The sequence below is a fragment of the Herpetosiphonaceae bacterium genome (assembly GCA_036374795.1).
Classification (GTDB): domain Bacteria; phylum Chloroflexota; class Chloroflexia; order Chloroflexales; family Kallotenuaceae; genus LB3-1.
Genome location: DASUTC010000279.1, coordinates 31802 through 57895 on the forward strand (window position 1 = coordinate 31802; position 26094 = coordinate 57895).

Annotated in this window: 22 protein-coding genes and 1 tRNA gene; 15 read left to right on the top strand and 8 right to left on the bottom strand. The window is 63.7% G+C overall.

Features of this window, described 5'->3' with window-relative positions:
* Positions 1-58 precede the first annotated feature (58 nt).
* Complete coding sequence (locus VFZ66_21630; GenBank protein HEX6291802.1) at positions 59-2530, top strand: AAA family ATPase; 2472 nt, start codon at positions 59-61, stop codon at positions 2528-2530.
* A 127-nt stretch (positions 2531-2657) separates the two neighbouring features.
* Positions 2658-3308 carry an ATP-binding protein gene (locus VFZ66_21635; protein HEX6291803.1) on the top strand — a complete coding sequence of 217 codons (651 nt, stop codon included), beginning with the start codon at positions 2658-2660 and terminating at the stop codon, positions 3306-3308.
* 9 nt (positions 3309-3317) lie between these two features.
* Here VFZ66_21635 and VFZ66_21640 read toward each other — a convergent pair whose 3' ends face one another.
* The 8 genes from VFZ66_21640 to VFZ66_21675 all read right to left on the bottom strand — a co-directional run bounded on the left by VFZ66_21640 (position 3318) and on the right by VFZ66_21675 (position 11857).
* Positions 3318-3995, bottom strand: a complete 678-nt coding sequence (locus VFZ66_21640) for a DUF6062 family protein (protein ID HEX6291804.1) — start codon at positions 3993-3995, stop codon at positions 3318-3320.
* 171 nt (positions 3996-4166) lie between these two features.
* Positions 4167-6662, bottom strand: coding sequence for a hypothetical protein (locus VFZ66_21645; GenBank protein HEX6291805.1), 2496 nt, complete (start codon positions 6660-6662; stop codon positions 4167-4169).
* Positions 6663-6842: 180 nt separating this feature from the next.
* Positions 6843-7592: a 5'/3'-nucleotidase SurE gene (surE, locus tag VFZ66_21650; GenBank protein ID HEX6291806.1), complete on the bottom strand. Its 750-nt coding sequence runs from the start codon at positions 7590-7592 to the stop codon at positions 6843-6845.
* 107 nt (positions 7593-7699) lie between these two features.
* Entirely contained in the window at positions 7700-8566 is an 867-nt protein-coding gene (locus VFZ66_21655) for a hypothetical protein (protein ID HEX6291807.1), read from the bottom strand.
* Between the two features lie 328 nt (positions 8567-8894).
* Positions 8895-9992, bottom strand: a complete 1098-nt coding sequence (locus tag VFZ66_21660; protein ID HEX6291808.1) for a hypothetical protein — start codon at positions 9990-9992, stop codon at positions 8895-8897.
* Positions 9993-10192: 200 nt separating this feature from the next.
* Positions 10193-10756: a GNAT family N-acetyltransferase gene (locus tag VFZ66_21665; GenBank protein ID HEX6291809.1), complete on the bottom strand. Its 564-nt coding sequence runs from the start codon at positions 10754-10756 to the stop codon at positions 10193-10195.
* Between the two features lie 220 nt (positions 10757-10976).
* Positions 10977-11073 (bottom strand) — tRNA-Sec (locus VFZ66_21670).
* A 52-nt stretch (positions 11074-11125) separates the two neighbouring features.
* On the bottom strand, positions 11126-11857 hold the full coding sequence (locus VFZ66_21675; GenBank protein HEX6291810.1) for a hypothetical protein: 732 nt from the start codon (positions 11855-11857) through the stop codon (positions 11126-11128).
* A gap of 203 nt (positions 11858-12060) precedes the next feature.
* Between VFZ66_21675 and VFZ66_21680 the strand changes: the two genes are divergently transcribed.
* The 13 genes from VFZ66_21680 (at position 12061) to pckA (ending at position 26057) form a co-directional block, all read left to right on the top strand.
* Entirely contained in the window at positions 12061-13176 is a 1116-nt protein-coding gene (locus VFZ66_21680) for a hypothetical protein (GenBank protein ID HEX6291811.1), read from the top strand.
* A 69-nt stretch (positions 13177-13245) separates the two neighbouring features.
* Positions 13246-14760 (top strand): ATP-binding protein, encoded by a 1515-nt coding sequence (locus tag VFZ66_21685; GenBank protein HEX6291812.1) that lies wholly within the window; start codon positions 13246-13248, stop codon positions 14758-14760.
* Between the two features lie 322 nt (positions 14761-15082).
* Positions 15083-16009 (top strand): hypothetical protein, encoded by a 927-nt coding sequence (locus VFZ66_21690; GenBank protein HEX6291813.1) that lies wholly within the window; start codon positions 15083-15085, stop codon positions 16007-16009.
* 159 nt (positions 16010-16168) lie between these two features.
* Positions 16169-17173, top strand: coding sequence for a F0F1 ATP synthase subunit A (atpB, locus tag VFZ66_21695; protein ID HEX6291814.1), 1005 nt, complete (start codon positions 16169-16171; stop codon positions 17171-17173).
* A gap of 58 nt (positions 17174-17231) precedes the next feature.
* Positions 17232-17465, top strand: coding sequence for an ATP synthase F0 subunit C (atpE, locus tag VFZ66_21700; protein HEX6291815.1), 234 nt, complete (start codon positions 17232-17234; stop codon positions 17463-17465).
* 85 nt (positions 17466-17550) lie between these two features.
* A complete protein-coding gene (locus VFZ66_21705; protein HEX6291816.1) occupies positions 17551-18042 on the top strand; it encodes a F0F1 ATP synthase subunit B in 492 nt (163 codons plus the stop codon).
* Positions 18042-18398 (top strand): ATP synthase F1 subunit delta, encoded by a 357-nt coding sequence (gene atpH, locus VFZ66_21710; GenBank protein HEX6291817.1) that lies wholly within the window; start codon positions 18042-18044, stop codon positions 18396-18398. Before VFZ66_21705 ends, atpH begins: the two co-directional genes overlap by 1 nt.
* Before the next feature lie 132 nt (positions 18399-18530).
* Positions 18531-20066: a F0F1 ATP synthase subunit alpha gene (gene atpA, locus VFZ66_21715; protein HEX6291818.1), complete on the top strand. Its 1536-nt coding sequence runs from the start codon at positions 18531-18533 to the stop codon at positions 20064-20066.
* Between the two features lie 62 nt (positions 20067-20128).
* Positions 20129-20989 carry a F0F1 ATP synthase subunit gamma gene (locus VFZ66_21720; GenBank protein HEX6291819.1) on the top strand — a complete coding sequence of 287 codons (861 nt, stop codon included), beginning with the start codon at positions 20129-20131 and terminating at the stop codon, positions 20987-20989.
* A 93-nt stretch (positions 20990-21082) separates the two neighbouring features.
* On the top strand, positions 21083-22576 hold the full coding sequence (atpD, locus tag VFZ66_21725; GenBank protein HEX6291820.1) for a F0F1 ATP synthase subunit beta: 1494 nt from the start codon (positions 21083-21085) through the stop codon (positions 22574-22576).
* Positions 22577-22639: 63 nt separating this feature from the next.
* Positions 22640-23083: a F0F1 ATP synthase subunit epsilon gene (locus VFZ66_21730; GenBank protein HEX6291821.1), complete on the top strand. Its 444-nt coding sequence runs from the start codon at positions 22640-22642 to the stop codon at positions 23081-23083.
* 174 nt (positions 23084-23257) lie between these two features.
* Entirely contained in the window at positions 23258-24271 is a 1014-nt protein-coding gene (locus VFZ66_21735) for a rod shape-determining protein (GenBank protein ID HEX6291822.1), read from the top strand.
* Positions 24272-24458: 187 nt separating this feature from the next.
* Positions 24459-26057 carry a phosphoenolpyruvate carboxykinase (ATP) gene (gene pckA, locus VFZ66_21740; GenBank protein HEX6291823.1) on the top strand — a complete coding sequence of 533 codons (1599 nt, stop codon included), beginning with the start codon at positions 24459-24461 and terminating at the stop codon, positions 26055-26057.
* The last annotated feature ends 37 nt before the right edge of the window (positions 26058-26094 follow it).

Genomic DNA, 26094 nt, shown 5'->3' on the forward strand with positions numbered 1-26094 from the left:
CCAGCAACCATAGTATCACCATAACGTCCGTTGTTGGTTTCGATGATACGAGGAACACATGCGTTTAGAAGACTACACAGAGAAAGCACAAGAAGCCTTTCAAGAGGCGCAGGAGATCATGCGGGAAATGCATCACACCCAGTTGGATGTGGAGCACATTTTCCTGGCGATGATCCGACAGAGCAAGGGCCTGACGCAGCGCGCGCTGGAGAAAGCGGGCGTCGATGCCCAGGAAGTTGCCCGGCTGGTCGAGCGCGAGCTTGAGCGCGCGCCCAAGGCGTACGGCAACCAGTTCGGCTACAACACCGCGCAGGCATATCTGACGCCGCGTACCACCCGGCTGCTCAAGCGCGCCGAGCAGGAGACAGAGCGATTACAGGACAAGTATGTCGGCACCGAGCATCTGCTGATCGCCATCGCCAACGAGCGCGAGGGCACGTCGGCGCGGATCTTGACGGCGTTCGGCATCACCGCCGAGCGGCTCTATCAGGTCTTGATGGAGATCCGTGGCTCGCAGCGCGCGGACGATCCCGGTGCTGAGGGGCGCTACGAGATTCTGGAGAAGTACAGCACGGATCTGACCGAGCTTGCGCGCAACGGCACGCTTGATCCGGTGATCGGGCGCGAGGTCGAGATTACCCGCCTGATGCGTATCCTGTCGCGCCGCTCGAAGAATAACCCGGTGCTCGTCGGCGAAACCGGCGTCGGCAAGACCGCGATCGTCGAGGGGCTGGCGCAGAAGATCGTGCAGGGCGACGTGCCGCCAACGCTGGCCGAGCGGCGCGTGCTGGCGCTGGATCTGGCTGGAATGGTGGCAGGCTCCAAGTTCCGTGGCGAGTTCGAGGAGCGCCTGAAGGCGGTGATGGACGAGGTGCGCAACGGGCAGGGCAAGGTCATCCTGTTCATCGACGAGCTGCACACGGTTGTGGGCGCAGGCGCGGCGGCAGGCTCGATCGACGCCTCGAACATGCTCAAGCCCGCGCTGGCCCGTGGCGATGTCCAGGTCGTGGGCGCGACGACGCTGGACGAGTACCGCAAGCACATCGAGAAAGACGCGGCGCTTGAGCGGCGCTTCAGCCCGGTCTTTGTCGAGGAGCCGGATGTCGACACGGCGATCCAGATGCTCTACGGGCTGCGCAAGCGCTACGAAGATCATCACGGCCTGGCGATCTCCGACCACGCGATCGAGTCGGCGGCGCATCTATCGCACCGCTACATCACCGAGCGCTTCCTGCCCGACAAGGCGATCGATCTGGTGGACGAGGCGGCGGCCAAGCTGCGCATCGACATCTACTCGATGCCGCAGGCGCTGAAGGAGAAGCAGGCGCGGCTTACGGAGCTGCACGCAGCCGAGGAGGCGGCGGTCGAGCGGCGCGACTACGAGCGCGCGGCGATTCTCAAGGCCGAGGCGGCGCGGCTGAACGAGCAGTTCGAGCAGGAGCGCTCCGCCTGGATGCAGCAGAGCAACCTGGATGAGATCGTGGACGAGGAAGATGTCGCGACGATCGTCAGCCAGTGGACGGGCATTCCGGTCAATCGCATGCTGGAGACGGAGCGTGAGAAGCTGATTCACATGGAGGAGCGGCTGCATGAGCGGGTGATCGGCCAGCACGAGGCGATCGTCGCGCTGAGCGATGCCATCCGCCGCGCGCGCGCCGGGCTGAAAGATCCGCGCCGTCCGATCGGCTCGTTCATCTTCTTAGGCCCCACGGGCGTCGGCAAGACCGAGCTGGCGAAGGCGCTGGCGGAGTTTATGTTCGACAGCGAGGACGCGATGACGCGGATCGACATGAGCGAGTACGGCGAGCGGCATACCACGTCGCGGCTGCTGGGGGCACCTCCAGGCTACGTCGGCTACGACGAGGGCGGCCAGCTCAGCGAGTCGATCCGGCGGCGACCGTATCAGGTGGTCTTGTTCGACGAGATCGAGAAGGCGCACCCTGAGGTCTTCAACACGCTCTTGCAGGTACTCGACGACGGTCGGCTGACGGATGGGCAGGGCCACACCGTGGACTTCCGCAACACCGTGATCATCATGACCTCGAACGTCGGCACGGAGGAGCTTCGGGCAGGCACGATCGGCTTCAAGCGCGACGCCGATCAGATCGACCTGGCCGAGGCGCGCAAGAAGGTGGACGAGGGTCTGAAGCGCACATTCCGGCCTGAGTTCCTGAACCGCATCGACGAGATCATTGTGTTCCAGCCGCTGACGATGTCAAACTTGATGCAGATCGTCGAGCTACAGGCCAAGGAAGTGGCGGGACGGCTGAACGAGCAGCAGATCACGCTGGAGCTGACGGCAGTGGCGAAGGAACTGCTGGTCAAGGAAGGCTACAACCCGGTCTATGGCGCGCGTCCGCTTCGCCGCACGGTGCAGCGCATGCTCGAAACGCCGCTGAGCCGGTCGCTGCTCAAGAGCGAGTTTGTCGCGGGCGATGTGATCCAGGTCGATGCTGTCAACGGGCATCTGACCTTCACCAAGCGCCAGGCGGTCGCAATCAAGAGCGAGCGTCCGACCGAGACGGTCTAATCGCACCCCTCAGGTGGCAGGGTATGGGCAGGTCCCATGCCCTGCTTTGCTTTAATCATTTCCCAGGCGCGCACCAACAACCGTACGCGCTCATGGTACACTCTGCCACCGCAGAGGAGTACACAGCATGGAAACCGCCCGCATCCACGATCTGATCCGCCTGGGGCCGAACGAGCGTATCATCTTCGAGCGCGACGCACCCACCCCAGAGGCCATTGCGCGGCTGATCGCCAGCCTTGCCAACACCCACGGCGGCACAATTCTCTTCGGCATCGACAGGCGAAAAGCTGTCGTCGGGCTGCGCAACCCTCAGGCGGCGCTGAGCAAGATCACCCGTGGCGCGCAACTGGTGACGCCGCCGATCCTGATCGAGCCGCGCAGCGTCGAGCTAGACGGCGCGACGCTGATCGCGCTGGACGTGCCGCAGGGCACGAACGCGCCCTACACCGCGCCGGACGGACGAATTTTGGTCAGAGCACAGCGGGGCAGCGCGCCTGCCAGCGACCAGCAGGCGGCGGAACTGGCGCGGCGGGCATTCACCGGAGCGCTGCTGATGCCGCTGGGCGAGCAGAGACGGCTACAGGCCAAGAATGCGCCGCCCGTCGATCTGGAGCATATTTTGCTCAAGCTCGAACACCTAATCATCGCCAACGCCGAGCTAACGCGCAAGCTCGACGAGGCCAACTCCTGGCAATCGCGCATGGCCGACCAGTTGATCGGCGCGGCGCTTGGGCTGATCGTCAGCGTGGCGCTGTTTTATCTGGGGTTGGGTGGCTAAGCGGCGGGGCTACTCGCCGGAGAGCAGCAGCAGGGCACGTCGCCAGGCGTCGCGCTCGGCGTCGATCGTCTCGTCGGCGAAGCGGTAATCGCTCTTGCGGGCAAACTCGCTTAGCTCGGCCTCAAGACGCTCCCAGACCTGCGCCTGATGTGTGGTGAGCGTTGCCAGACCCGGCCCGCCGCGCCGAACCGCCATCAGGAAGTGCGGCAGACACAGCCCCGCCGACCGCGCATAGGCCGCGCGGCCCTCATCGGTGGCAATGTCGTCGAGCAGCGCGGCGATATAGACCGCTCCGAGGTCGGCGAGATACGTGCAGATCGGGCATGGCTGCTGGGGCTGAAGCGCAGACGCCGACGGATTGCTCGCTCCGAGCGCGGCGCGCAGCCGACTGATCGTGCCGCCCGCATCCGTCGCCGTGAGCGCCTCGCGGAGTGTCTTGAGAATGTCTGCGGCGACGAGCGAGACACCCAGCGCCGAGCGACCAACCTCCAGCACATGCTGTGTGTGCAGCGCGCAGAAGCCACGCGCGGCGCGGACCTCCGCCCGCCAGCGCACATCGGTGACATGCTCGTACAGCGTCGCGTCGATATAGCGGCGCTCGCTGCGCATGAGCAGGCCACACACGCCGCACCCGGCAGCGGTGTAGGCGGCGTGGAGATCGGTTCTGCTTGGCGGCTTGATCAGCATAGGCAACTTTCGAGTTCAACGTTCAAAGCTTCAAGTTCTGGCCCGCACCCCAATCGCCGCCTGGAGGGCACCCGGCCATCCCTCTGCCATTGCCATAGGAGAGGGGGCGAAAGCGTGGGGCCACCCGGGCCGGGGTGCCCTTTGGGCCTGGCACCCGCCCCGGCCTGACGGCTACGGCTCCGGCGTCGTAGTTGCGGCGGGCATTGCCTCAGCAGGCGGCTGCGGCGGCACCGGCAAGTCCACCCGGAGCACACGCGGGCCATTCGCCAGATAGAGCAAGCCGCGCGCCTCGTCTACGGCCAGATCGCTGATCTGATTGAGCGGCCCGCGAATGCGCGCCTGGATCTGCTGGATCAGCGTGCCGTCGGTCTTGTTGATCTGGAGCACCCGCTCGTTGCGGGTATCGAGGATGTAGATCGAGCCGGGCTGCTTGACCGTCACGCCGTCGGCCTCCAGCATATCCGCCGTCACCAGAAAGCGCGACACCGTGGAGACGGGCACGGCAAGCTGCGGCGCTGGAAACTCTCTGATCAGACTCCCGGCCTCGAAGACCATGATGCTGGCATCGCGGTTCAGCAGATAGACCAGCCCATCGACCTGCACATCGGCGATCTGATCGAGCGGCTTGCTCATGCCGGGCGCAAGCCAGGGCGTCGGCAGATCGGCGTACATGCCGCTGGTATACTTCCAGAGCTGCTTCTCTTTACTGTCCCACATGTACAAATGCCCGCCGTAGGTCGCCAGCGGCAGATTACCCTCGGCAGGCTCCATCCACTCGGTCTGATTCAGGCGATTGGCAAGCCAGCCATCGCCGTTGCGCAGATAGACCCGGTAGATCGGCGTGCTGGGATCGCCACGGTCGAACGCGATCACGTTGTCTTCACGCCACAGCACATCGCGGATCGGATCGGTGACAGACGAATTAATATCCTGATCGGGCTTGAGCAGCGGCTCCTGCTGCCCGCGCTCGTAGAGCACGCCCGCCGCGCGGTCGAGGTAGAAGAGCGGCGGCTGAGTATCGCTGATCGCCGCCGTGCCCAGCACCACCCGCTCGATCAGCCCCTGGCCGCCCGGCAGCGTCGCGACGGACTCGAAATCGTCGATGAAGCCGATACGATTAATCTCGGCCATCGCGCGATCGTAGTCGGTGCGCACGGCCAGATAGCGTGTCCAGACAGCGCTCTTGGTCGTCGTGATCAAGCCGCTTGCCACCAGCTTACCGACATCATCGTTCAAGGCCGACTCTGCCGCCTCAAGCTGCCGCTGCGCCACAACGCCATCCTGGGCCTGACGTGCCTGCGCGACCGCCTCGGTTACTTTGGCGAGCGCCAGTTCGATCGTGCGCTGATCGCTCTGCCGGTTTTGACGGATGCCGAAGATCACCAGCATCGCCACAACGCCGACGATCAAGAAAATATTGAGCCAGGGCAGCGGCGGTCGCTGCCTGCGATACGATAACCCTTTGAGCCGCAAACCCTGGGCCGGCTGCCGCTCCACCGGTCGGGCAGTTCGACGCGGCACATTGGCGACACTGCCCATGGTCATCGCCAGCAGCGAGTGAATCGGCAGCAGGATTCGATCGCCCAGGGTCGGCGGCGGCGGCGCTGGCTTGCGTGGCAGCGCCGCAAAATCAACAGGCGTGCCCGTATTGTCGGAGAGATCGATCTGGCGATTACGGCGGGGCACTGCCGGAGGCCGCACCATGCCGCCGTAGTCGCCCTCGCCCAAAAACGCGCTCGGCGGCAGCGGCATCACGTCGGCCACCGGCAGCGTATCGATCAGCGTGAGCGGCGCGGCATTTCGCTGACCGTTGGACGGCGGAGCCGCAACCGTTGTGGGCAATGCCGCACCGACAGCCAGCTGCTCGTGCGGCGTACCGGGGTCCGACGGGGCAGGCTGCGACCGTGGCGCACGCGAGGAGCGACCCAGCCAGCCGCCCAGCCGCCCTGCCACCTTTGGGCGCTCAGCGTGCGGCTCAGGCTCGGCGGGCGCGACCGGCGTATCCTGAACTTCGGGCGCTGCGCCGGGCACCGCCTCGATCACGATCGCGTGCGCTTCGGGCAGATGCGCTGATCGACACGCATGGTACAGCTCATCGGCGATCGTCGCGGCATCCGAGTAGCAGATCAACTGCTCGGTCTGCTGCTTGCCGAGCAGACGAACGAGGTTCGACGAGCACAGCACCAGCGTATCGCCCGGCTGAATCACCGAGCGAAAGAACTCCGGCTCTGAGCCGAGGCTGGTGCCGAGCGAGCCCTGGCGATGCGTCGCCGAGAGATCGGCGCCGTTGGTCCACGACAGCGGCACCGGCAGCGCGCGGAGCCTGGAGGTATGCGCGATAAACGCCTGCGAGGGCGGCACCTGCGTGATGAACACATCGGAGCCGTGAATCACCGCGCAGGTACAGCCGACCAGCGCCCGCTTGTGCGGCGGCGCGTTATAGTTGTGCTGATACAGCGCGGCGTTAGCGGCCTTGAGCGCGTGGCGCAACGACGACGTGATGCTCATCGAGCCGTCGGCATAGAACGTTTCGCGGATCGTTCGAGCCACCAGCGTACATGCCTGCCGTCCCCGCGCGACATCGCCCTCCGCCTCGACGACCAGCACGAGCTGGCCTTTGCGTGCTTCGGGCGAAAACGGCGAGCGCGGCGCGCTCACGACGATCATGTCGCTATGCACCTGGCGAATGCCGCTAACGAGCCCCCACTGACTGATTGTTGTATGAAATTTGGACATCGTGCCTACGCAAGAGTGCGTGATTGTGAGTTTCTGCTCTGAGGCAGCGCCAGACATCGGAATGCTGCCGGATCGTGCCTCATGATCTCCTCGATTATAGCAACCTCGTGCCTACACGTCCAACGGCCAGCGCCGGAGCGTATCCAGCCACCGCTGGTTGGTCAGATCGAAATGGACAGGAGTCACCGAAATGTAACCGTTGGCGACCGCCGCCGTATCGGTGCCCTCGGTCAGATCGCCTTCCGGCTCGCCGCCGCCGAGCCAGTAGTACGGACGACCGCGCGGATCATGGCGCACCACCAGCTCATCGCGATATACCCGCCGTCCCAGGCGCGTGATCGCCACGCCGCGAATTGGGCTATGCGGCACGTTGACGTTCAGCACCACCTCAGGCGACAGATCATGCTCGACCGCAAGCCGGGCAAGCCTGGCGGCAAATGCCGCCGCTGGCCTGAAATCGGCATCGCGGTGCCCGTCCAGCGACACAGCGATCGACGGAATGCCCATGATCGTCCCCTCGCGCGCGGCGGCAACCGTGCCAGAATAGCTGACATCGTTGCCCAGGTTCGGCCCGATGTTAATCCCCGACACCACCAGATCGGGGCGGCGCTTCAGGATGCCGAGCAGCGACAGGGCAACACAGTCGCCGGGCGTGCCGGTGCAGACAAATCCTTCGCGTCCGTCGGCCAGCGACACCGGATCGACGCGCAGCGGATCGAATAATGTTCGCGCTGCCGACGCGGCGCTCCAGTTGCGTTCGGGCGCAACCACTACTGTCTCGCCGATCGTGTCGAGCGCCTGCCGGAGCGCGAGCAAGCCCGGACTTTGAATGCCATCGTCGTTTGTCACCAGAATATACATGCATCACCTCACAGCCACACAGCATACCGTTATCGCCTTAACGAAGCAACAGCCACAGGGTGTATCCTGTGGCTGCTTTGATCGTCGTCGCAATCATCCTGATCTGATCAGTGGCATTTACGCAGCAGCCCAGCGTCATCGTCGTCGTCATCAGGGCAGGGCGTGGGCGTTGGTTTGCGCGTCGGCTCCGGCGTCGGCTCCGGCGTCGGCTCCGGCGTAGCGATAGGCGGCACGGTTGGCTGCGGCAGGATCGTCGGCAGCAGGGGCGTAAGCGTCGGGAGAATGGGTAGTCCTGTCGGCTCCGGCGTAGCGGTAGGCTGCGGTGTTGGCTCCGGCGTCGGCGGCACATACGTCGGCACCTGAGTCGGGTCAGGGGGCTGCTCGGTCGGAGCGGAGCGCGGCGGCGTGCTGGTGGGGATATGTGGCGGCGCGGGCCGCTCCTCTCTGGGCAGATCGGTCGGCGTTGGCGTCGGCATGCTTCGGCTCGGCGTCGGCGTGGGCGGCGCAGGCGCGGCGGCTGGCGGCTCTGGAACGCGCGCGCTGGTCGGCGCGGCAGGAATCTCCTCCGGCAGGGCAGAAGCCGTCACACGCGGCGGAGTCGGCGTGGGCGTTCCGCGCGTCGAGCGCTGTGGCGTGGCACTGGGACGTAGCGCCGTTGGAGTTGCGCGCCTAGCGCCAGGAGACAGAGGAGCATCCGACGGTGGCCGAACGGAAGCTGTTGGAAGCCGTTCGTCGTCGATCTGCAAAACCGGCAGCGTGGTCGGACCGCCAAAGAAATCAAGGATACGCTCGGCCATGCTTGGATCGGTCGGCGTCGGCTCCTGGTACTCCGGCGGCAGCACCGACATCGCCTCCGCAGGCACGGTCGGATGAGCCGTCGGCATGATCCAGATGATCTGGCCCTTCGGTGTAACCTGAACGCGCGAGCCGCTGGCAATTGCCCAGCCGACGGCACCGCTGATACTTAAACACATAGCTGCTGTGAGCAGATGGATGCGATACGCAGAGGCTATGCTGCTCCAACCCCTCGGCAATCGGGCCATGTCCATCCTTCCGGTCTAGCTCAGGATCACGGCGCATCTTCGGAAAACAGCCGCTTCTGCATCAGGAAGGGACATTGTGGGGAGTCCCCCACCCCGGCCTGTCGGCGCACGAGGAAGCATCCGTGTGGCCCGGTGGGTGTATGCGGGATGGGTGCGGGCAGTTGCCGTATTGTAGAAGACGCGCTAGAGCATGTCAATGCTCACACAACAATCCGATCTAGATGGCAGATCATGGCTGCTGTGATGGTCCGACCCGACATTATTTACACTTCTTCAAGGGACCCGCGCTACCGCCCCGATCGTGTGGACACGGCGTTGGCTCCGGCGTTGGCTCCGGCGTTGGCTCCGGCGGCACTTCGGTCGGCGCGGCGGTTGGTTCGGGCGGCACCGCGGTCGGCGCGGCGGTCGGCTCCGGCGGCACCTCGGTTGGTGCAACTGTCGGCGGCAGATCCGTCGGCGCGGCGGTTGGTTCGGGCGGCGCGGTGGGCACTGCCGTCGGCGGCAGATCCGTCGGCCTTGGCGTCTTGGTCGGCCTTGGCGTCTTGGTCGGCTCCGGCTGCCTGGTTGGCGTTGGCTCCGGCGGCACCGCGGTCGGCACGGCAGTTGGTTTCGGCAGCGGCGTGACCGGCGCGGGTGGTAGCGGGCTAGATGTTGGCGGCACACGCGGCGGTGCTGCGGTCGAGCTTGGCACGGCGGTAGCGGTGCGCGGCGGCGCAGGTGCCGGGCGCTGTGGATCGGATGGCTGCTCCCGAACGGGCGTGGCGGACCACACTGGCGTAGCGGTGCGCGTCGTCTGAGGAGGTGGGAGAACATGCGACGGCGTTGGGCTTCTGGACGGCAGCGCGGTTGCTGTCGATTGCCTGCGCGGCGTGGGCGTCGCCGCACGGCGGGGCGTCGCCGATGGAGTGAGGCGCGCAGGCTGTCTGCCAGAGCCGGAGGTTGGCGTGACGGTCGGGCTGGTAGCTATCGCCGCTCGGCTGCGGGTCGGCGTTGCCATCGGCCCGGCTGCTCTGCGCGACGTAGGACCGACGATCAGCTCAGGCGGGGCCTCAATGGGCGGCGCGGATGGACCCGGCCCGAAGCCAAAGAAGTCGAGCACGGCGGCGGTGATGCCGGGCTGCGAGGTTGGAGGAGCAATCGTCTCAGCGCGCCCTACGACAGCAGCGCCAGGCTGAGGCAGCGTGGTGGGCGCGCCTGTCGGCTCGATCCAGACCAGCTTACCGTCGGGCGCGATCGTCGTGCTGCTGGAAACATTCCAGCCGACAGCGCCGCTGACCAGCAGGCACAGCCCCAGCAGCGCAAGCTGCAAGCGCTGCTGGGGGAGTATCTGGCGCCAGATCACAAGCAGCCGCTCCATCTCCATCCTCCTGAAGGCACCATGCACCGGTGTCTTCTATAGCCCGATGGAAAGATGGCATCAACAGAGGGGGCATCGTTTGGTCCGACCATTGTATAGGCGCAGCTACGCTCCTGTCAATCGGAATATGCTGTTCTCCTGCCGGACGCATACGGCAGGTTGATACCATCACGGTTGGAAGTTGGGGTGTCGATGCGCGGCTACCACACGCTGCCGCTGCGCCAGTCGACGCTGAGAGGACGGGTCAGATCGAGATCTGCCGGTGTTCGCGGCAAGCGCAGGATCATCACGATCTCTTCGGGCGTGTGCTGAATGCCGCGAGACGTGCGCACATAGAGCGGACCCTGCCAGACTTCCCAGCCCAGGCGACGATAAAAGCTGACTCGCGAGGTGGAGAGCGCGGCGATGTCGTAGTCTTGAATACGCGCCGCAAGCTGCTGCATCACCAGGCTGCCGACGCCCTGGCCCTGATACGCTGGCGCTATCGCCACCGCGTCGACATACGCCGTGCGCAAAAGCGCCTGTCCCTGCGGCTCAAGCCAGCGCGTCATCCACGTTGCATGGCCGATCATCAGATCGTCGAGGAGCACGAGCAGGTGCGAGGAGGTAAGCGGGACAAGATCGAAGAGCGGGGCGAAATCCTGCGCAAAGGCCGCGCCGCACAGCTCGATGATCGCCGTACGCTGCGCCGCGCCGATCTGCCTGGTAGCGACGACCTCGACGCTCAGCCGGTCAAGCATGTCGGCTCTTTTCTTCTCGCTCATCGGTCCGCCTCCCAGCACTGCCCATCCCTCATCTGTGCAACGTCGCGGACCGTGCTTGGTTTGACGCAGGGGTGATCCGACGGCAGAGCGCCGAGCTACTACCTGTCGATGGTATCGAGCATGCTACTGTAGGCGTCAAGCGCAACTTGTGGATCGAGCCGTGCAATGGCGGGCGCTCAGAATGCGCAGCAGCATGCGGCTGGGTGAAGCAATCGATGAATGGCGAGAGCGCGTGGGAGTCGAACCCACCGGCGAGGCTCGTCACCCCGCCCAACCGTTTTGAAGACGGCGACCAGCACCGGCCAACACCCGCTCTCGTACATCATGCTACCGAATGCCGCGCGCCGCGTCAAGGGCGGCGGGACGGCGTCAGTGGAAGGATAGATTATATTGCTGCTGCCACTCGACGACCGCATGATTGAGCTGCTCGCGCGCCAAGTAGCCGCAGCGTACCAGGACATCGCCGAGCAGCACGCGGTGGCCTTTGCGCTTCAGATCGGCCTGCTGTGCCAATCCCTGATGCAGTTGAGCGCGCGTGACCAGCCCACGGCGAACGAGATACTCGCCGATCTGCATCGTGACGCCCTCGGTCGTCGGCAGCGTTTCGATCTGCGTGGCGACGGCAGCCTCAAGCTGCTGAGGCCGAACGAGCTTCATGCGCAGCAGAACCTCGCCCAGGCGCAGGGGCTTTTTCTTGCGGGCCAGACGAGCCTGCTCCTTGAGCGCCGCATCGAGCTGCTGCTGCGTGATCACGCGCGCCTCGACCAGCGCCTCGCCGAGCATGTAGCGCCGCTGCGGCGTGGACGGCGGCGGTGCCGCTGTCTGAGGCCGGAGCACGGCGGCCTCCTCCAGCAGCAAGCGAATGTTGAGCACATCGCGCGCCTCTTGCGCCTGCTTGTGGTGGGGGTTGATCGTGAGCAGATGATCGATACAGCGCAAGGCTTGCTCGACAGTAGGCATCACATGGCTGAGCCAAAGCCAGGCGGCCTCGTTTCGGGGGTCGTGCTTGAGTACACGGATGAAACAAACCCGCGCCTGCTCTTTGTCGCCGGCGCGCGTTGCGGCGATACCAGCCTGCAAATCAGCCGTAGCTAGGTCCATAGGTTAGGACACTCCTCTGGCAGGAGATAGTTGATGAAGATGATCTAGTATACTACATAAGGGCCACTCCGTGGAGTCGCGCTGCCGATGGGAGATCCGGCCTACCGGCGATCTGGACCATGCGCCCTTGTTCAGGGCGCGCAATTGCGTCAAAAAGACGTGTGCTATAATGCGCGCGTCGCGCCGAAATAAGGAGCATCGTGATGCCCAGCCACTTCCCCGATGGCTTACCGGCTGTTTTACCTGCAACCGTAGCTCAGATCCAGCGTCGTTTACCCGCGCCAGGCGACATCACGGTTCGCGTCGGTAGCCGGATCGAGCCGGACGATCCGATTGGACAGGCCATCGTGCCACAGTCCGCCGTGTTTGTTGACATCGCCAGCGCGCTAGGGATCGAGGCGCAGGCCGTGCCGCGCGCGATGCGCCGGAAAGTTGGCGAGCGCGTGGCGCCCCAGCAGGTCTTAGCCAAGCGCCGCCGCCGCAAATGTATGGCGCCCCAGGCAGGCACGCTCAGCGCCGTTGACGCCGAAACCGGCTACGCGATCATCACGCCCGATCCGGTTCCCGTCACCTTAACCGCATCGGTGCGCGGCTATGTTGCCGATGTGATGCCCGGACGAAGCGCGCTGATCGAAACACCGGCGGCGATGATTCAGGGCGTCTTTGGGATCGGCGGCGAACAGTTCGGCGTGCTGCGTCTGCTTGTCACCGATCGCCACGACATCATCACGCCCGACATGATCGACGCGCGCAGCGCGTACGCCCTGATCATCGGCGGCGCTGGCATTACCGCCGAGGCGCTGCGTAAAGCGCAGCAGGAGCAGGTGCGCGGCGTGATCGTCGGCAGCATCGAGCAATCGGAGGTCAGAGCGTTTCTCGGCGGCGCGCTCCCCGACGATTGGTACGCCTACGGGCAGCAGCGGGGCGGCACGCCATCGACGCCGACCGTCCTCGTCACCGAAGGGTTTGGCGCGCATCCGATGGCCGAGCCGCTCTTCGATCTGCTGACGCGCTACGATCGACAAGAGGCGTTTCTCGACGGGTGTACCACGCTCTTGCCGCCGCTGCAACGTCCACGGCTGGTAATTCCGCTGCCGCGCTTGCAGGGCGGGCAAGACCCGACACAGCCGCAAGCGCTACGCGTGGGATCGATCGTGCGGCTGGTGGACGAGCGGCATATGGGCATGATCGGGCGGGTCCAGGCGCTTAGCGCGCAGGGCCAGTTGCCATCCGGCCTGCGCACGCCGATCGCGACCGTGCAGGTGAGCGAGGCGGAGCGGATTGTTGTGCCACAAACAGCGATCGAAGTGATTGGTTAAGGAATGCCAGCCGCACCACCGCAAACAGCACTGCCTGCATTCGATGTCGAACAGCCACGGATTCTGGTTGTGGATGACGATCCGTTTGTCTGTACGGTGGTGCGCAAAACCCTAAGCCGCGATCAGTATCGGGTCGAGACAGTCACCCGTCCAGAGGTCGCGCTGCAACGCCTGGCCGCCGAGCCCTTCGATCTGCTGCTGACCGACATCAGCATGCCCGAAATCAACGGATTGGAGCTTGCCGAGCGGGCACGGGCGCAGCACGCCTCGCTGGGCATCGTGGTCATGACCGGCTACGGCTCGTTCGACAACATCAGCCGGGCCGTGCGTACCGGCATTGCCGACTTCATCACCAAGCCGTTCGACATCGAGGAGCTGCGCCTGACGGTCGCGCGGGCGCTGGAGCGGCAGCGGCTGCAACGCAACAACGTTCGGCTACAAACGCTTGTCAAGGTCTTTGAGTACAGCCAGACGATCAACAGCACGCTGGACCTCGACGCGCTCTATCACATCGTCATCGATATTGTCCGGCGCGAGACGGGCGCAACTGCGGTGATGATCTGGATCGCCGACGAGCAAGATCCCTGCGTCGCGGCCTCCGGCATTGACGCCGATCAGTTGAGCGCGGTCGAGGATCTGGCCCGGCACGTCTTTGCGACCGCGCAGGTCCCCAGCGCGCAGCACGGCATGCCGATCGCGCCGGGCCGGACCGGCAAAGGGGCGGTCATGGCGCTGCCGCTGGCCGTTCACGACGAGCGGCTCGGCGTCTTAGTGGCGGCGTATGACGACGGGCAGAAGGCAGCGCTGGCCGAGCTGCTGGCGATCATTGCCAATCAAACATCGCTGGCGATCCGCAACGCGCGCCAGTTTGCGGCGCTGCGAGAGCTCGATCATCTCAAGAGCGAATTCATCGGCATCGCATCGCACGAGCTGCGCACGCCACTCTCGCTTGTGCTGGGCTATAGCTCGCTGCTGCGGCAGTACCTTCAGAGCCACGAGAGCGGCTACTTACAGCAGGTGCTCAAGGGCGCGCACCGCATCAGCGACATCGTCGACGATCTGGTCAACCTGCGCCAGTCCGATCTCCAGCAGATGACGCTCGATCTGACGGTCTTCGATGTCTGGGAGATGCTGCGGGAAACCGTCGCGGAGCTACGGGCGCTCGCCAACGAGCGCGAGATCCCACTCCATCTGCAACACCCATCGGAGCCGCTGCTGATCCGGGCTGATCGCGATAAAATAACCTTAGCGCTGGCGAATCTGGTCGATAATGCGCTGAAGTTTAACAGACCTGGAGGTTCAGTCACGATCATAGGCACGTACGCCGCCACCAACCGACGAGAGGTACGAATCGACGTATGCGATACCGGTATCGGCATTACGCAGCGTGATCTGTCGCGGATCTTTGAGCGTTTTTACCAGACTGCCCCGTCGATCACCCGCATTCGGAATGGCATGGGCATCGGTCTAGCGATCACCAAAAGCTTCGTCGAAGTGCATGGCGGGCGGGTGCAGGTGGAGAGCACACCAGGGCGGGGCAGCACCTTCCATGTGTACCTGCCGGTCGCTCCACCGGATGGCTAGACTCCTCCACGTCATTCAATCAGGAGCTACGCGGTGGGCTGCACGCCTGCGGCAGAGCGGTACCGCCTTTTTTGTGTATGTCGTTTCGCGCTAGTGCGGCGTCGGACCTGAGGGATTTGGGGATCTCCCCCAACAGGCTCCTTAGATTCTGCGCCAGCAGTGCGAAACGACATATTTCTGGATCGTACCTTGCTGCCGTAGGCTTGGATTCCATGCCTGGCAGCGCCACTACGTAAGTTTAAGCATAGGTGTGTACATGATAACTGCCCCGATTATGATTGTGCCCGGTAAAAATGCTGTGTTGCATTATGTGGCCCGGCAGATGGATCGGTTAGATGACGTTGTGGTGATGGAGTCTGCCAACCATGCGCTGTGGCAAGCCCGCCAGACACCGCCCCGGATCGTGCTGGCGGATCTTCAACTTGAAGATATGAGCGGCCTGGAGCTGGCCGAGATTTTGCCTAATTTTGCACCCAATACGCGCATCTTGATCTGCGGCCAGGCCAGTCCTGTCACCTCCGCCGAGGTGCTGGCGGTTGGCGCCGAGTTCGTCGCGCTCGAAGGCTCGGCGGCACAGGCAGTGCGCGCCGTGTATCAGGCGCTCGACATCGCGCCGCCGCCCGTGCTGCCCACGACGAGTGAGCTGAAACAGTTGCCGCCCGCGCAGGCTAAAATGCTCAACCTGCCGACCTCACAGCCGCAGGCCGAGCCTGCGCCTGCTGCCGCGCCACAGGCTGCACCAAGCGCGACCGTCGAGCCTTCCAGAGCCGCAGCCTCAGCGCCAAAAGAGCCGCCTGCACTGGAGCCGCCTACCGAGCCTGCGCCAGCCGAAGGTTTTGGCGGCGGCGGCTCGTTGATCATCCGGCCTCAGCAGCTCACGGTGCTGAACAAACTCTTGGAGGTGCTCGCCAAAGAGATCGGCGCGCAATGCGTCCTGCTCAGCGATCCGGCGGGTATGGTCCTGGTGCAGTGGGGCGCGCTGCCAAGCGTTGTGATGGAGATGACCGGGCCGCTGCTCGCTACCAGCTTCTCGACCGCCAGCCAGCTTGCGCGGCATTTGCAGGAGCAGGATAGCAACGCCGTGTATATCCATGAGGGCACGCGCTACGACATCTATGCCTTTAACATCAGCTACCGCGTGATCCTGATCGTTATGTTCGATAAGCACGTCAATCCGGGCAAGCTCGGCACCGTCTGGGTCTATGCCAAGCGCGCCATGAAACAACTGCAACAAATCTTGAAACTCTGATTTGCAATTTTTTCACACCTCTGCTATACTCGCCCTAGAAACACTATGTGAGAGATTTCTCGAAGTTCCAAGTACATCGACGCTCGCGACCAACCCAATACGGGCTGTGCCACGAGCGTCGTCATTCGAGAAGCTGAAATAGTCGCGAGGAGGCTGGCTTTGAAGCCACGAACCATCATCACGGTCGTGATTGTGCTGGCGATCATGATCGGTAGCCGGTTGCTCTTTCCCGTTGAGGAGTTGCCCGAAGTTTCAGTGGCTGCTGAAGTGATTGGACGGCCCGGAGGCTTTCCGTTCACCAACTCGCTTCTGATGACGCTGGTCGTCGATCTCGTGCTGATTGTGCTCGTCCTGCTTGGCACCAGCAGGATGGCGGCTATCCCGCGCGGGCTGCAAAACGTGTGGGAGCTGGCGGTCGACACATTCTATAACCTGGGCGTGAGCATCGATCACCGCAACATTGCCCGCATGTTTACCCTCGTCGCCACGATCTTTTTCTTCGTGCTCTTCTCGAACTTCCTGGCGCTGGTTCCGGGCGTCGGCTCGATCGGCCTGTGCCGCACACACGAGGAAGCGTTGATCAACCAGTCGGTCGAGATCGAGGAAGCGCCCACCGCCCACGACGCAGACCATGAGGAAGAAGTACACAAGGCCGACATCGCCAACGGCACGTGCGGCACATACGAGCACGACGGCGTTGAAGAAGCGTATGTGCTGGTGCCGCTGCTGCGCTCTCCCAGCGCGGACCTGAATACCACGCTGATGATCGCGCTGGTTTCCTTCCTCTCCATCGAGTACTTCGGCTTCAAAGCGCTCGGCATCGGGTACCTCGGAAAATTCTTCAACTTCAAAGAAGGCCCGCTGAACTTTGTCGTCGGTCTGTTCGAGCTTATCTCGGAGTTCGTTCGTATCCTGTCGTTCAGCTTCCGGCTCTTCGGCAACATCTTCGCGGGCGAGGTGGTTCTCGCGGTGATGGCCTTCCTGGTTCCCTGGCTGCTGCCGCTGCCGTTCTACGGTCTTGAAGTCTTTGTGGCCTTTATGCAAGCCTTTATCTTCGCGGCCCTGACGATGGCGTTCATCAACCAAGCGACCACCGCGCACCACGCGGAGGACGAGCACGGCGGTCATGTCGAAGCATCGCCGATGGATAACTTAGCGCACTAACGACGTATCCGGGCGTACAGGCAGCGCCCTCAACTCGCTACTATTTTGGAGGAATCTCATGACGGATGAAGGTTTACGGCTTCTCGCCACGGGTTTGGCTGTTGGTCTTGGCGCGATCGGCCCAGGTGTCGGCATCGGTATCATCTTTGCGGGCGCGCTCCAGGCGATTGGCCGCAACCCCGAAGTCGAAGGCACGCTCCGCACCAACCTGTTCATCGGCTTCGCGCTGACTGAGTCACTGTTCATCTTCGCGCTCGTGATCGGGTTCTTGATCGGCTTCGGCGTTATCTAGTGCCGAAAGGCAGGGGGATGCCCCTGGGGCCTGGGGAGTCCCCAAAGATTCCCCTCTCTGATGTCGATCGATAGAGGAGCACGACATGGACAAACTGGGAATTAATCCTAACCTGTTTATTGCACAGTTAATCAACTTTGGCATCATCGCCTTCTTTTTGGCCCGCTTCCTGTACCGGCCAGTGCTGAACGCGCTGACAAACCGCCAGGCGGTTATTCGGGAAAGCCTGGAGAATGCCGAGCAGGTCAAGCAGCAGGTTGCGCGCGCCCAGCAGGACTACGATGCCCGCTTGAACGAAGCGCGTCAGGAGGCGGCCCGCATTCTGGCGCAGGCCAACGATCGCGCCAAGACGATGGAGCAAGAGATCATCGTCCAGGCCCGTCAGGAGGCCGAGCGGATTCAAATCGAGGCCAGGCAGCAGGTGCAGCAAGAGCGCGAGCAGCTCTTGCGCGGCCTGCAATCGCAGCTTGGCAACCTTGTGGTGCAGACGGCCAGCACCGTGGTTGGGCAGGAATTGGATAGCCGTGGGCACGACCGGCTCATTCAGAATGCCATTGCCGATCTTGGGAGGCTCTAATGCCTGCCGTTGATCCCGCTGCCACGGCGCGGGCGCTGTACGATGCGCTCGCACAAACGCTGCGCGATAGTGGAGCCGAAGATCAGCTCGATGAGGTCGTCAACCAGTTCCTTGAGCTGGCGCGTGGGTCCGGCCCGCGCGAAGCGCTGATTACCAGCGCGGTGCCGCTCACGCCGGAGCAGCAGACAGGGCTCGTGCAGCAGTTGCAGGCCAAATATAGCAAGGCGCTGGTCATCAAATTTGAGGTTGATCCGGCGATCCTGGGCGGCCTGATCGTCCGCGTGGGCGACCGGGTCCTTGATGAGAGCGTCCGCAGCCGACTGATCGCTGTTCAGCAAGGTATGCTCACGAGCTAACGATACTAATACCGAACAGAGAACAAAGAGCGAAGGGGGCAGATACCGGCTCAGCAGAGCACTCGTCGGCAAGGTGCTTGATACGGTGACGCTGTTCCTGGTTCTTTGTTCTTTGTTTTGCTAGAGGATACTATGGCTGTATCAACTGAAGATATTTTGCAACGGTTACAGGCGAGCTTACGCGCGACGACGACGTTCCAGCCCCAGGCGGTGAACGTCGGGACGGTGACGGCGGTCGGCGACGGCGTGGCGCGCATCGAGGGCTTGCAGCAGGCGATGGCCTCGGAGCTGCTTGAGTTTCCGGCCAAAGACGGCCAGCCGCCGGTCTATGGCATCGCGCTCAACCTTGAGCAGAACAACGTCTCGGCGATTATTCTCGGCGATTACCTTAACATCGAAGAGGGTGACATCGTCAAGAGCACGGGCCGCATCATCGAGGTGCCCGTCGGCGACGCGCTGATCGGTCGCGTGGTCAACGCGCTGGGCCAGCCGATCGACGGCAAAGGCCCGATCACGACGAACAAGACCCGTCCGATCGAGCGCATCGCGCCGGGCGTGATCACCCGCAAGTCGGTCGATACGCCCGTTCAGACCGGCATCATCGCCATCGACGGCATGATCCCGATCGGACGCGGCCAGCGCGAGCTGATCATCGGCGACCGCCAGACCGGCAAGTCGGCGATTGCGATCGACACGATCATCAACCAGAAGGGCAAGGACCTGCTGTGCATCTATGTCGCGATCGGCCAGAAGAAGGCGCAGATCGCACAGCTCGTCGGCATTCTGGAGCAGGCAGGCGCGATGGACTACACGATCGTCGTCTCGGCGTCGGCCTCTGAGTCGGCGGCGCTCCAGTATATTGCGCCGTACGCTGGCTGCGCGATGGGCGAAGAGTTCATGGAAACCGGACGCGACGCGCTGATCATCTACGACGATCTCTCGAAGCACGCCCAGGCGTACCGCCAGGTGTCGCTGCTGCTGCGCCGCCCTCCGGGCCGCGAGGCGTATCCTGGCGACGTTTTCTACCTGCACTCGCGCCTGCTGGAGCGCGCGGCGCGGCTCAACGAGGACTACGGCGGCGGCTCGCTGACGGCACTGCCGATCATCGAGACGCTGGCGGGCGACATCTCGGCCTACATCCCGACCAACGTAATCTCGATCACCGACGGCCAGATCTTCCTTGAGTCCGACCTGTTCAACGCCGGTCAGCGGCCCGCGATCTCGGTCGGTCTGTCGGTGTCGCGCGTGGGCGGCTCGGCACAGATCAAAGCGATGAAGAAGGTCGCCGGTCAGCTTCGTCTCGACCTGGCGCAGTTCCGCGAGCTGGCGGCGTTCGCGCAGTTCGGCTCGGACCTGGACCCCGCCACCAAGGCGCAGCTCGATCGCGGCCAGCGCATCACCGAGGTGCTCAAGCAGCCGCAGTACCAGCCGGTGCCGGTCGAGGAGCAGGTGATGATCATCTGGGTCGCCACCACCGGCATGCTCGACAAGGTGCCGCTCAGCCGCGTTGCCGAGTTCAAGCGCGAATTCTTCCAGTACATGCGCTCGACGCATCCTGAGGTTGGACGCACGATCGTCGAAACCAGGTCGCTCGATGATCAGACGTTGGCCGCGCTGCGCAGCGCTACCGAAGAATTTTTGGCGACGAGCAATTACCAGGAGCAGTAAGCGGCAGATGTGGAGCCGATCGGCTCCACACGCCAACCCTGCTACGTCTTGACGAGGTACACATGGCATCTTTACGCGAGATTCGCCGCCGCGTGAGGTCGGTCAAGAATGTCGCCAAGATCACCAAAGCGATGGAGATGGTTTCGGCGTCGAAGATGCGACGCGCGCAGCGCAACACGCAGGCAACGCGGCCCTACTCCGACCGGATGCGCGATGTCATGGGCGAGCTAACGGTCCGCGCCGGTCAAACGCTGGCGCATCCGCTCCTGACGCAGCGCACCGACGTACGGCGGATCGGCCTGGTGATCATCACGCCCGACAAGGGCTTGTGCGGCGCGCTCGTCTCCAACGTGCTCCGCACGGCCAGTCGCTTCATCCTCGATCAGCGCAAGCTCGGTCGTGAGGTCGAGGTGCTGACGGTCGGCAAGAAAGGCCGCGATTTCGCCGTGCGCACCGGCCTGAAGCTGGTCGCCGAGATCACCGGCCTGGGCGACGCGCCCAGCCTGATCGACATTCTGCCCGTGGCGACCAATGTGATCAACAGCTTCAGCGACGGCCACTTCGACGAAGTGTATGTGGTCTTCACGGCGTTCATCAACACGCTGACCCAGCGACCGGAGCGCCGCCGCGTGCTGCCGATCGAGCCGCCGCAGGAGGCTGCCGAAACGCGCACCGACTACACGTACGAGCCGAGCCAGGAAGAGGTGCTGAACGCGCTTCTGCCGCGCTTCGTAGAGGTTCAGCTCTATCAGACGATTCTTGAGTCGATCGCCAGCGAGCACTCGGCGCGCATGACCGCTATGCGCAACGCGACCGACAACGCCAAGGAGCTGGTGCGCGATCTGACGCTCTCGGCCAACAAGGCGCGTCAGGCCGCGATTACCAAAGAGCTTGCGGAGATCTCAGCCGGTAGTTTGCGGTAAACGGAGAACAAAGAGCAAAGAGCAAAGAACAGCGAGGCGAACCAAGAACTTTGTGCTCTGTTCTCTGTTCTTTGTTCTTACGGAGATAGATTCATGGCAACAGCAAATATGAGTCAGCCGGGCACCCGCCGCCGTGGCGCGACCGGTCAGATCACACAGATCATCGGCGTGGTTGTCGATGCGGTCTTTCCGCCCGATCAACTGCCCGAAATTTATAACGCGATCGAAATTCCGATAACGCCCGACGCGCAGGAGCGCCAGAGTCGTGGCGAAGCGCCCCGCCCAGGCGAGGTGCTGGTCTGTGAGGTGCAGCAGCACCTGGGCCACGATACCGTTCGCGCGGTGGCGATGAGCACTACCGACGGTCTGCGCCGTGGGCTGCCCGCCGTGGATACGGGCGCGCCGATCTCGGTGCCGGTCGGGCCGACGACGCTTGGCCGCGTCTTCAACGTGATCGGCGAGCCGATCGATAACAATGGCGCGGTGACAGCCGACACCTTCTCGTCGATCCACCGGCCCGCTCCGTCGTTCGAGGAGCAGAGCACGCAGATCGAGATGCTTGAGACGGGCATCAAGGTGCTCGACCTGATGGCGCCCTTCACCAAGGGCGGCAAGGCGGCGATCTTCGGCGGCGCTGGCGTGGGCAAGACTGTGACCATTCAGGAGCTGATCGCGAACATCGCCAAGAAGGCCGGTCTGTCGGTCTTCGCCGGCGTGGGCGAGCGCTCCCGCGAAGGCAACGACCTCTACCACGAGATGTCGGACTCGCGCATCGACGAGAATACGCGCGTGATCGACAAGACCGTGATGGTCTTCGGCCAGATGAACGAGCCGCCAGGCGCGCGGCTGCGCGTGGGCCTGACCGGCCTGACGATGGCTGAGTATTTCCGCGACGAAGGCCGCGACGTGCTGCTGTTCATCGACAACATCTTCCGCTTCACGCAGGCGGGATCGGAAGTGTCGGCGCTGCTTGGCCGTCTGCCCAGCGCGGTGGGCTACCAGCCGACGCTCGGCACCGAGATGGGCGAGCTGCAAGAGCGCATTACGTCGACCAAGCGCGGCTCGATCACGTCGGTGCAGGCGGTGTACGTGCCCGCCGACGACTACACCGATCCGGCTCCGGCGACGACCTTCGCGCACATCGACTCGACGATCGCGCTGGAGCGTGCGATTGCCGAGCAAGGCATCTTCCCGGCGGTCGACCCGCTGGCCTCGACCTCGCGCATTCTCGATCCGAACGTCGTGGGCGAGGAGCACTATCGCGTGGCGCGGCAGTGCCAGCAGGTGTTGCAGAAGTACCGCGACCTTCAGGACATCATCGCGATCCTGGGCCTGGAAGAGCTGTCGGACGAGGACAAGCTGACCGTGGCGCGGGCGCGCAAGATCCAGCGCTTCTTCTCGCAGCCGTTCACCGTCGCGCAGCAGTTCACGGGCCGCGCCGGGCAGTACGTGTCGATCGCCGATACCGTGCGCGGCTTCGGCATGATCCTGGCGGGCGAGCTGGATCATATTCCTGAGCAGATGTTCCTGTACGCAGGTCCCATCGAGCAGGTGATCGAGCGGTACAACCAGTCGCGCACCAGCTAGTTGACAACGTGCCGCCTCCAATGTCGCGGCTTGGGCATTGGAGGGCGGCTAAGAGAGGACGCTATGCCTTTTCGCCTCGAAATTGTCACCGCCGAGCGCGTCGTTATGTCCGAAGATGTCGATCAGGTCAATGTGCCGGGCGCGGCTGGACGTATGGGCATCCTGGCGCGTCACGAGCCGCTGCTGACCTCGCTGATTCCCGGCGAGCTGTCGATCATCAAGAACGGCGAGCGCATCCCGTTTGCGGTATCCGGCGGCTTTATGGAGGTGCTGCCCGATCGGGTGACAATCCTGGCCGATACCGCCGAGCGCGCGGATGAGATCGACGAAGCGCGCGCCGAAGCGGCTCGTCGTCGCGCCGAGGAGCTGCTGCACGAGCGACGATCCGAGCAGGAGATGCTGATCGCGGAGGCCCAACTGCGACGGGCGATGGTTCGGCTGGCCGTGGCGCGGCTCAAGCGTGGCGGACGCCACACCGGTCCCGGCGGCGTGCTCGGCGAAGATTAGCGCCGCGATCATTCGGTTGCAGCGGCGGTACGATGAAGTATGCTACAATATCTGCGCTTGACGTAACCCACGTCAGGCGCGTTTCTTTGTTTTCAAACGGCAACGCCGGGAAGTGGCAGGCCAAACAACCGGCGTCGAACAGGCTGCTTGTAATAGATTGATTGAGGAGTTACGGTGGCGCGCAAAATTGGTATCGATCTCGGCACAGCAAATGTTTTAGTCTATGTCAAAGGCAAAGGCATTGTCCTCAGCGAGCCGTCGGTGGTCGCGCTTTCGACCAAAACCGGACGACCTCGCGCAGTTGGCGTCGACGCGCTGGAGATGCTAGGCCGCGAGCCCGAAAGTATCGAAGTGATCCGCCCGATGCGCAACGGCGTCATCGCGGACTATATTGTCACCGAGGCGATGCTTCGGCACTTTATCCGCAAGGCCAACCAGGGCGCGTTCTCGCGGCCCGGCGTGATGATCTGTATTCCGGCGGGTGTCACCTCGGTAGAGATGCGCGCGGTGCATCACGCCGCGATCCAGGCCGGGGCGCATCCCAAGCACACCTACCTGATCCGCGAGCCGCTGGCCGCCGCGATCGGCGCGAACATTCCCACGGCCAAAGCGTCGGGCAATCTGGTGATCGACATCGGCGGCGGCACCACCGAGGTCGCCGTGATCTCGCTCAACGACATCGTCGTCAGCACCTCGGTGCGGGTTGGCGGGATCAAGTTCGACGAAGCGATCGCCTCCTACATCAAGCGCAAATACAACGTCGTCATCGGCGAGCGCACGGCAGAGAGTGTCAAAGTCGAGGTCGGATCGGCGCTGCCGCTCGATTCGCCGCTGCTGATGCAGGTGCGCGGACGGGATCAGGTGGCGGGCCTTCCCCGGACGATTCAGGTCAGCTCGACCGAGATCACCGAGGCGATTCAGGAGCCGCTCGAAGCGATCATCAACGCCGTGCGCGCGGTGCTGGTCGAAACGCCGCCGGAGCTGGCATCGGATATTATCGATAAAGGCATGGTCATGACCGGCGGCGGCTCGATGCTGCGGCGTATCAATGAGCTGCTGACTGAAGTGACCGGCGTGCCCTGCTATGTCGCCGATCAGCCCGCGAACTGTGTGGCGATCGGCACGGGTCTGGCCCTCGAAAACCTCCATATTCTGCGCGATAGCCTGTCTGGTGACGGCGAACTGTAACGTAACTGACGTGTCGTACATTAAGTGCCGGGCTGAGCAGGTCCGGGCGCGGGCCTTGCTGCATCAGACGGCGGGGCGCAGCGCTGCGCTCTGGGCACGGCAGCGGTGTACCTGCGGTGCGCAAGGTGGTACATAGTTGTGATAGAATGAACAACTGGGAACCTATATCCGGTTGAGGAGGAATCCAGTGGCTCAGACTGCGACAACGGAGACACAGCAGGCCCTGCATGAGCTAGGGTTGACCAATGTAGGTCAGGTGTATTGGAACCTATCAACGCCGGTGCTGATTGAGGAATCAATCAAGCGGGGCGAATCACAGCTTGCAAGCAACGGTGCGTTGGTTGCGACGACCGGCAAGCGCACCGGGCGCTCGCCCAGGGATAAATTTGTCGTACGGAACGCGGCGACCGAGAACACCGTTGAGTGGGGCACGATCAACCAGCCGATCCAGCAGGAGCGCTTCGACGCGCTGCGCCGTCGGATGATGGACTATTTTCGGGGCCGCGATCTGTTTGTGCTGGACGCGCGCGCCGGAGCCGATCCGGGCAGCACGCTGCCGGTACGGGTCATCACCGAGTACGCCTGGCACAATCTGTTCGCCAAGCAGCTCTTTATTCGCCTGACCGACGAGGAGCAGGCGATGTTCACGCCGGAGTGGACGGTGATCTCAGCGCCCGATTTCCATACCGACCCTGAGCGCGACGGCGTGAAGTCGGACATGGCGGCAATGATCGATTTCGAGCGCCGCGAGATCCTGATCTGCGGCTCGCAGTACGCGGGCGAGATCAAGAAGTCGATCTTTACGGTGCTCAACTTCCTGCTGCCGCAGCGCGGTATTCTGCCGATGCACTGCTCGGCCAACGAGGGCAGGCGCGGCGACGTGGCGCTCTTCTTCGGGCTGTCGGGCACCGGCAAGACCTCGCTGTCGTCCGATCCCGAACGGCGGCTGATCGGCGACGACGAGCACGGCTGGAACGAGAACGGCGTCTTCAACTTCGAGGGCGGCTGCTACGCCAAGTGTATCCGCCTCTCGCGTGAGAGCGAGCCGCAGATCTACAACGCGATCCGCTTCGGCGCGGTGATCGAGAACGTGGTGATCGACCCGATCACGCACACGCCCGACTACGACGACGAGCGCTACACCGAGAATACGCGCGTGGCCTATCCGCTCGAATACATCGACAATATCGTCGAGGCGAAGCGCGGCGGCCATGCCAATGTGCTTTTCTTCCTGACCGCCGATGCCTTTGGCGTGCTGCCGCCGATCTCGCGTCTGACGCCGGAGCAGGCGATGTATCACTTCCTGAGCGGCTACACCGCCAAACTGGCAGGCACCGAGGTCGGCGTCAACGATCCGCAGGCGACCTTTGAGGCGTGCTTCGGCGCTCCCTTCCTGCCGCTGCCCGCGACGACCTACGCCAGGATGCTGCGCGACAAGCTGAATCAGCACACGGCCCGCGTGTATCTGCTCAACACCGGCTGGACCGGCGGGCCGTTCGGCGTCGGCAAGCGCATCAGCATCGGCCACACGCGCACGATGCTGCGCGCCGCGATTGCCGGGCAGCTTGAGCAGGCGGAAACCTACACCGATCCGCTGTTTGGCCTGCACGTGCCGGTGCATATCGACGGCGTGCCCGATGCGCTGATGCATCCGCGCGATACGTGGCAGGACAAAGACGAGTATGATCGGCTGGCGCGAACGCTGGCTGAGCGCTTCATCGCCAACTTCAAGAAATTCGAGGCCAGCGCGCCCGAACTGGTCAGGGAAGGGCCGCAGCTCTCTTAGCGCGGCGCAAGGCCGGGGCTGAAAGATTCCTACGGCG

Coding starts and splice junctions, on each gene's coding strand:
- VFZ66_21730 (HEX6291821.1), top strand. CDS start 22,640: ATGCCTTTTCGCCTCGAAATTGTCACCGCCGAGCGCGTCGTTATGTCC.
- atpA (HEX6291818.1), top strand. CDS start 18,531: ATGGCTGTATCAACTGAAGATATTTTGCAACGGTTACAGGCGAGCTTA.
- atpD (HEX6291820.1), top strand. CDS start 21,083: ATGGCAACAGCAAATATGAGTCAGCCGGGCACCCGCCGCCGTGGCGCG.
- atpH (HEX6291817.1), top strand. CDS start 18,042: ATGCCTGCCGTTGATCCCGCTGCCACGGCGCGGGCGCTGTACGATGCG.
- VFZ66_21655 (HEX6291807.1), bottom strand. CDS start 8,566: ATGTGTTTAAGTATCAGCGGTGCCGTCGGCTGGGCAATTGCCAGCGGC.
- atpE (HEX6291815.1), top strand. CDS start 17,232: ATGACGGATGAAGGTTTACGGCTTCTCGCCACGGGTTTGGCTGTTGGT.
- VFZ66_21665 (HEX6291809.1), bottom strand. CDS start 10,756: ATGAGCGAGAAGAAAAGAGCCGACATGCTTGACCGGCTGAGCGTCGAG.
- VFZ66_21720 (HEX6291819.1), top strand. CDS start 20,129: ATGGCATCTTTACGCGAGATTCGCCGCCGCGTGAGGTCGGTCAAGAAT.
- VFZ66_21630 (HEX6291802.1), top strand. CDS start 59: ATGCGTTTAGAAGACTACACAGAGAAAGCACAAGAAGCCTTTCAAGAG.
- VFZ66_21675 (HEX6291810.1), bottom strand. CDS start 11,857: ATGGACCTAGCTACGGCTGATTTGCAGGCTGGTATCGCCGCAACGCGC.
- VFZ66_21705 (HEX6291816.1), top strand. CDS start 17,551: ATGGACAAACTGGGAATTAATCCTAACCTGTTTATTGCACAGTTAATC.
- VFZ66_21645 (HEX6291805.1), bottom strand. CDS start 6,662: ATGATCGTCGTGAGCGCGCCGCGCTCGCCGTTTTCGCCCGAAGCACGC.
- surE (HEX6291806.1), bottom strand. CDS start 7,592: ATGTATATTCTGGTGACAAACGACGATGGCATTCAAAGTCCGGGCTTG.
- VFZ66_21640 (HEX6291804.1), bottom strand. CDS start 3,995: ATGCTGATCAAGCCGCCAAGCAGAACCGATCTCCACGCCGCCTACACC.
- VFZ66_21635 (HEX6291803.1), top strand. CDS start 2,658: ATGGAAACCGCCCGCATCCACGATCTGATCCGCCTGGGGCCGAACGAG.
- VFZ66_21660 (HEX6291808.1), bottom strand. CDS start 9,992: ATGGAGCGGCTGCTTGTGATCTGGCGCCAGATACTCCCCCAGCAGCGC.
- VFZ66_21680 (HEX6291811.1), top strand. CDS start 12,061: ATGCCCAGCCACTTCCCCGATGGCTTACCGGCTGTTTTACCTGCAACC.
- VFZ66_21690 (HEX6291813.1), top strand. CDS start 15,083: ATGGATCGGTTAGATGACGTTGTGGTGATGGAGTCTGCCAACCATGCG.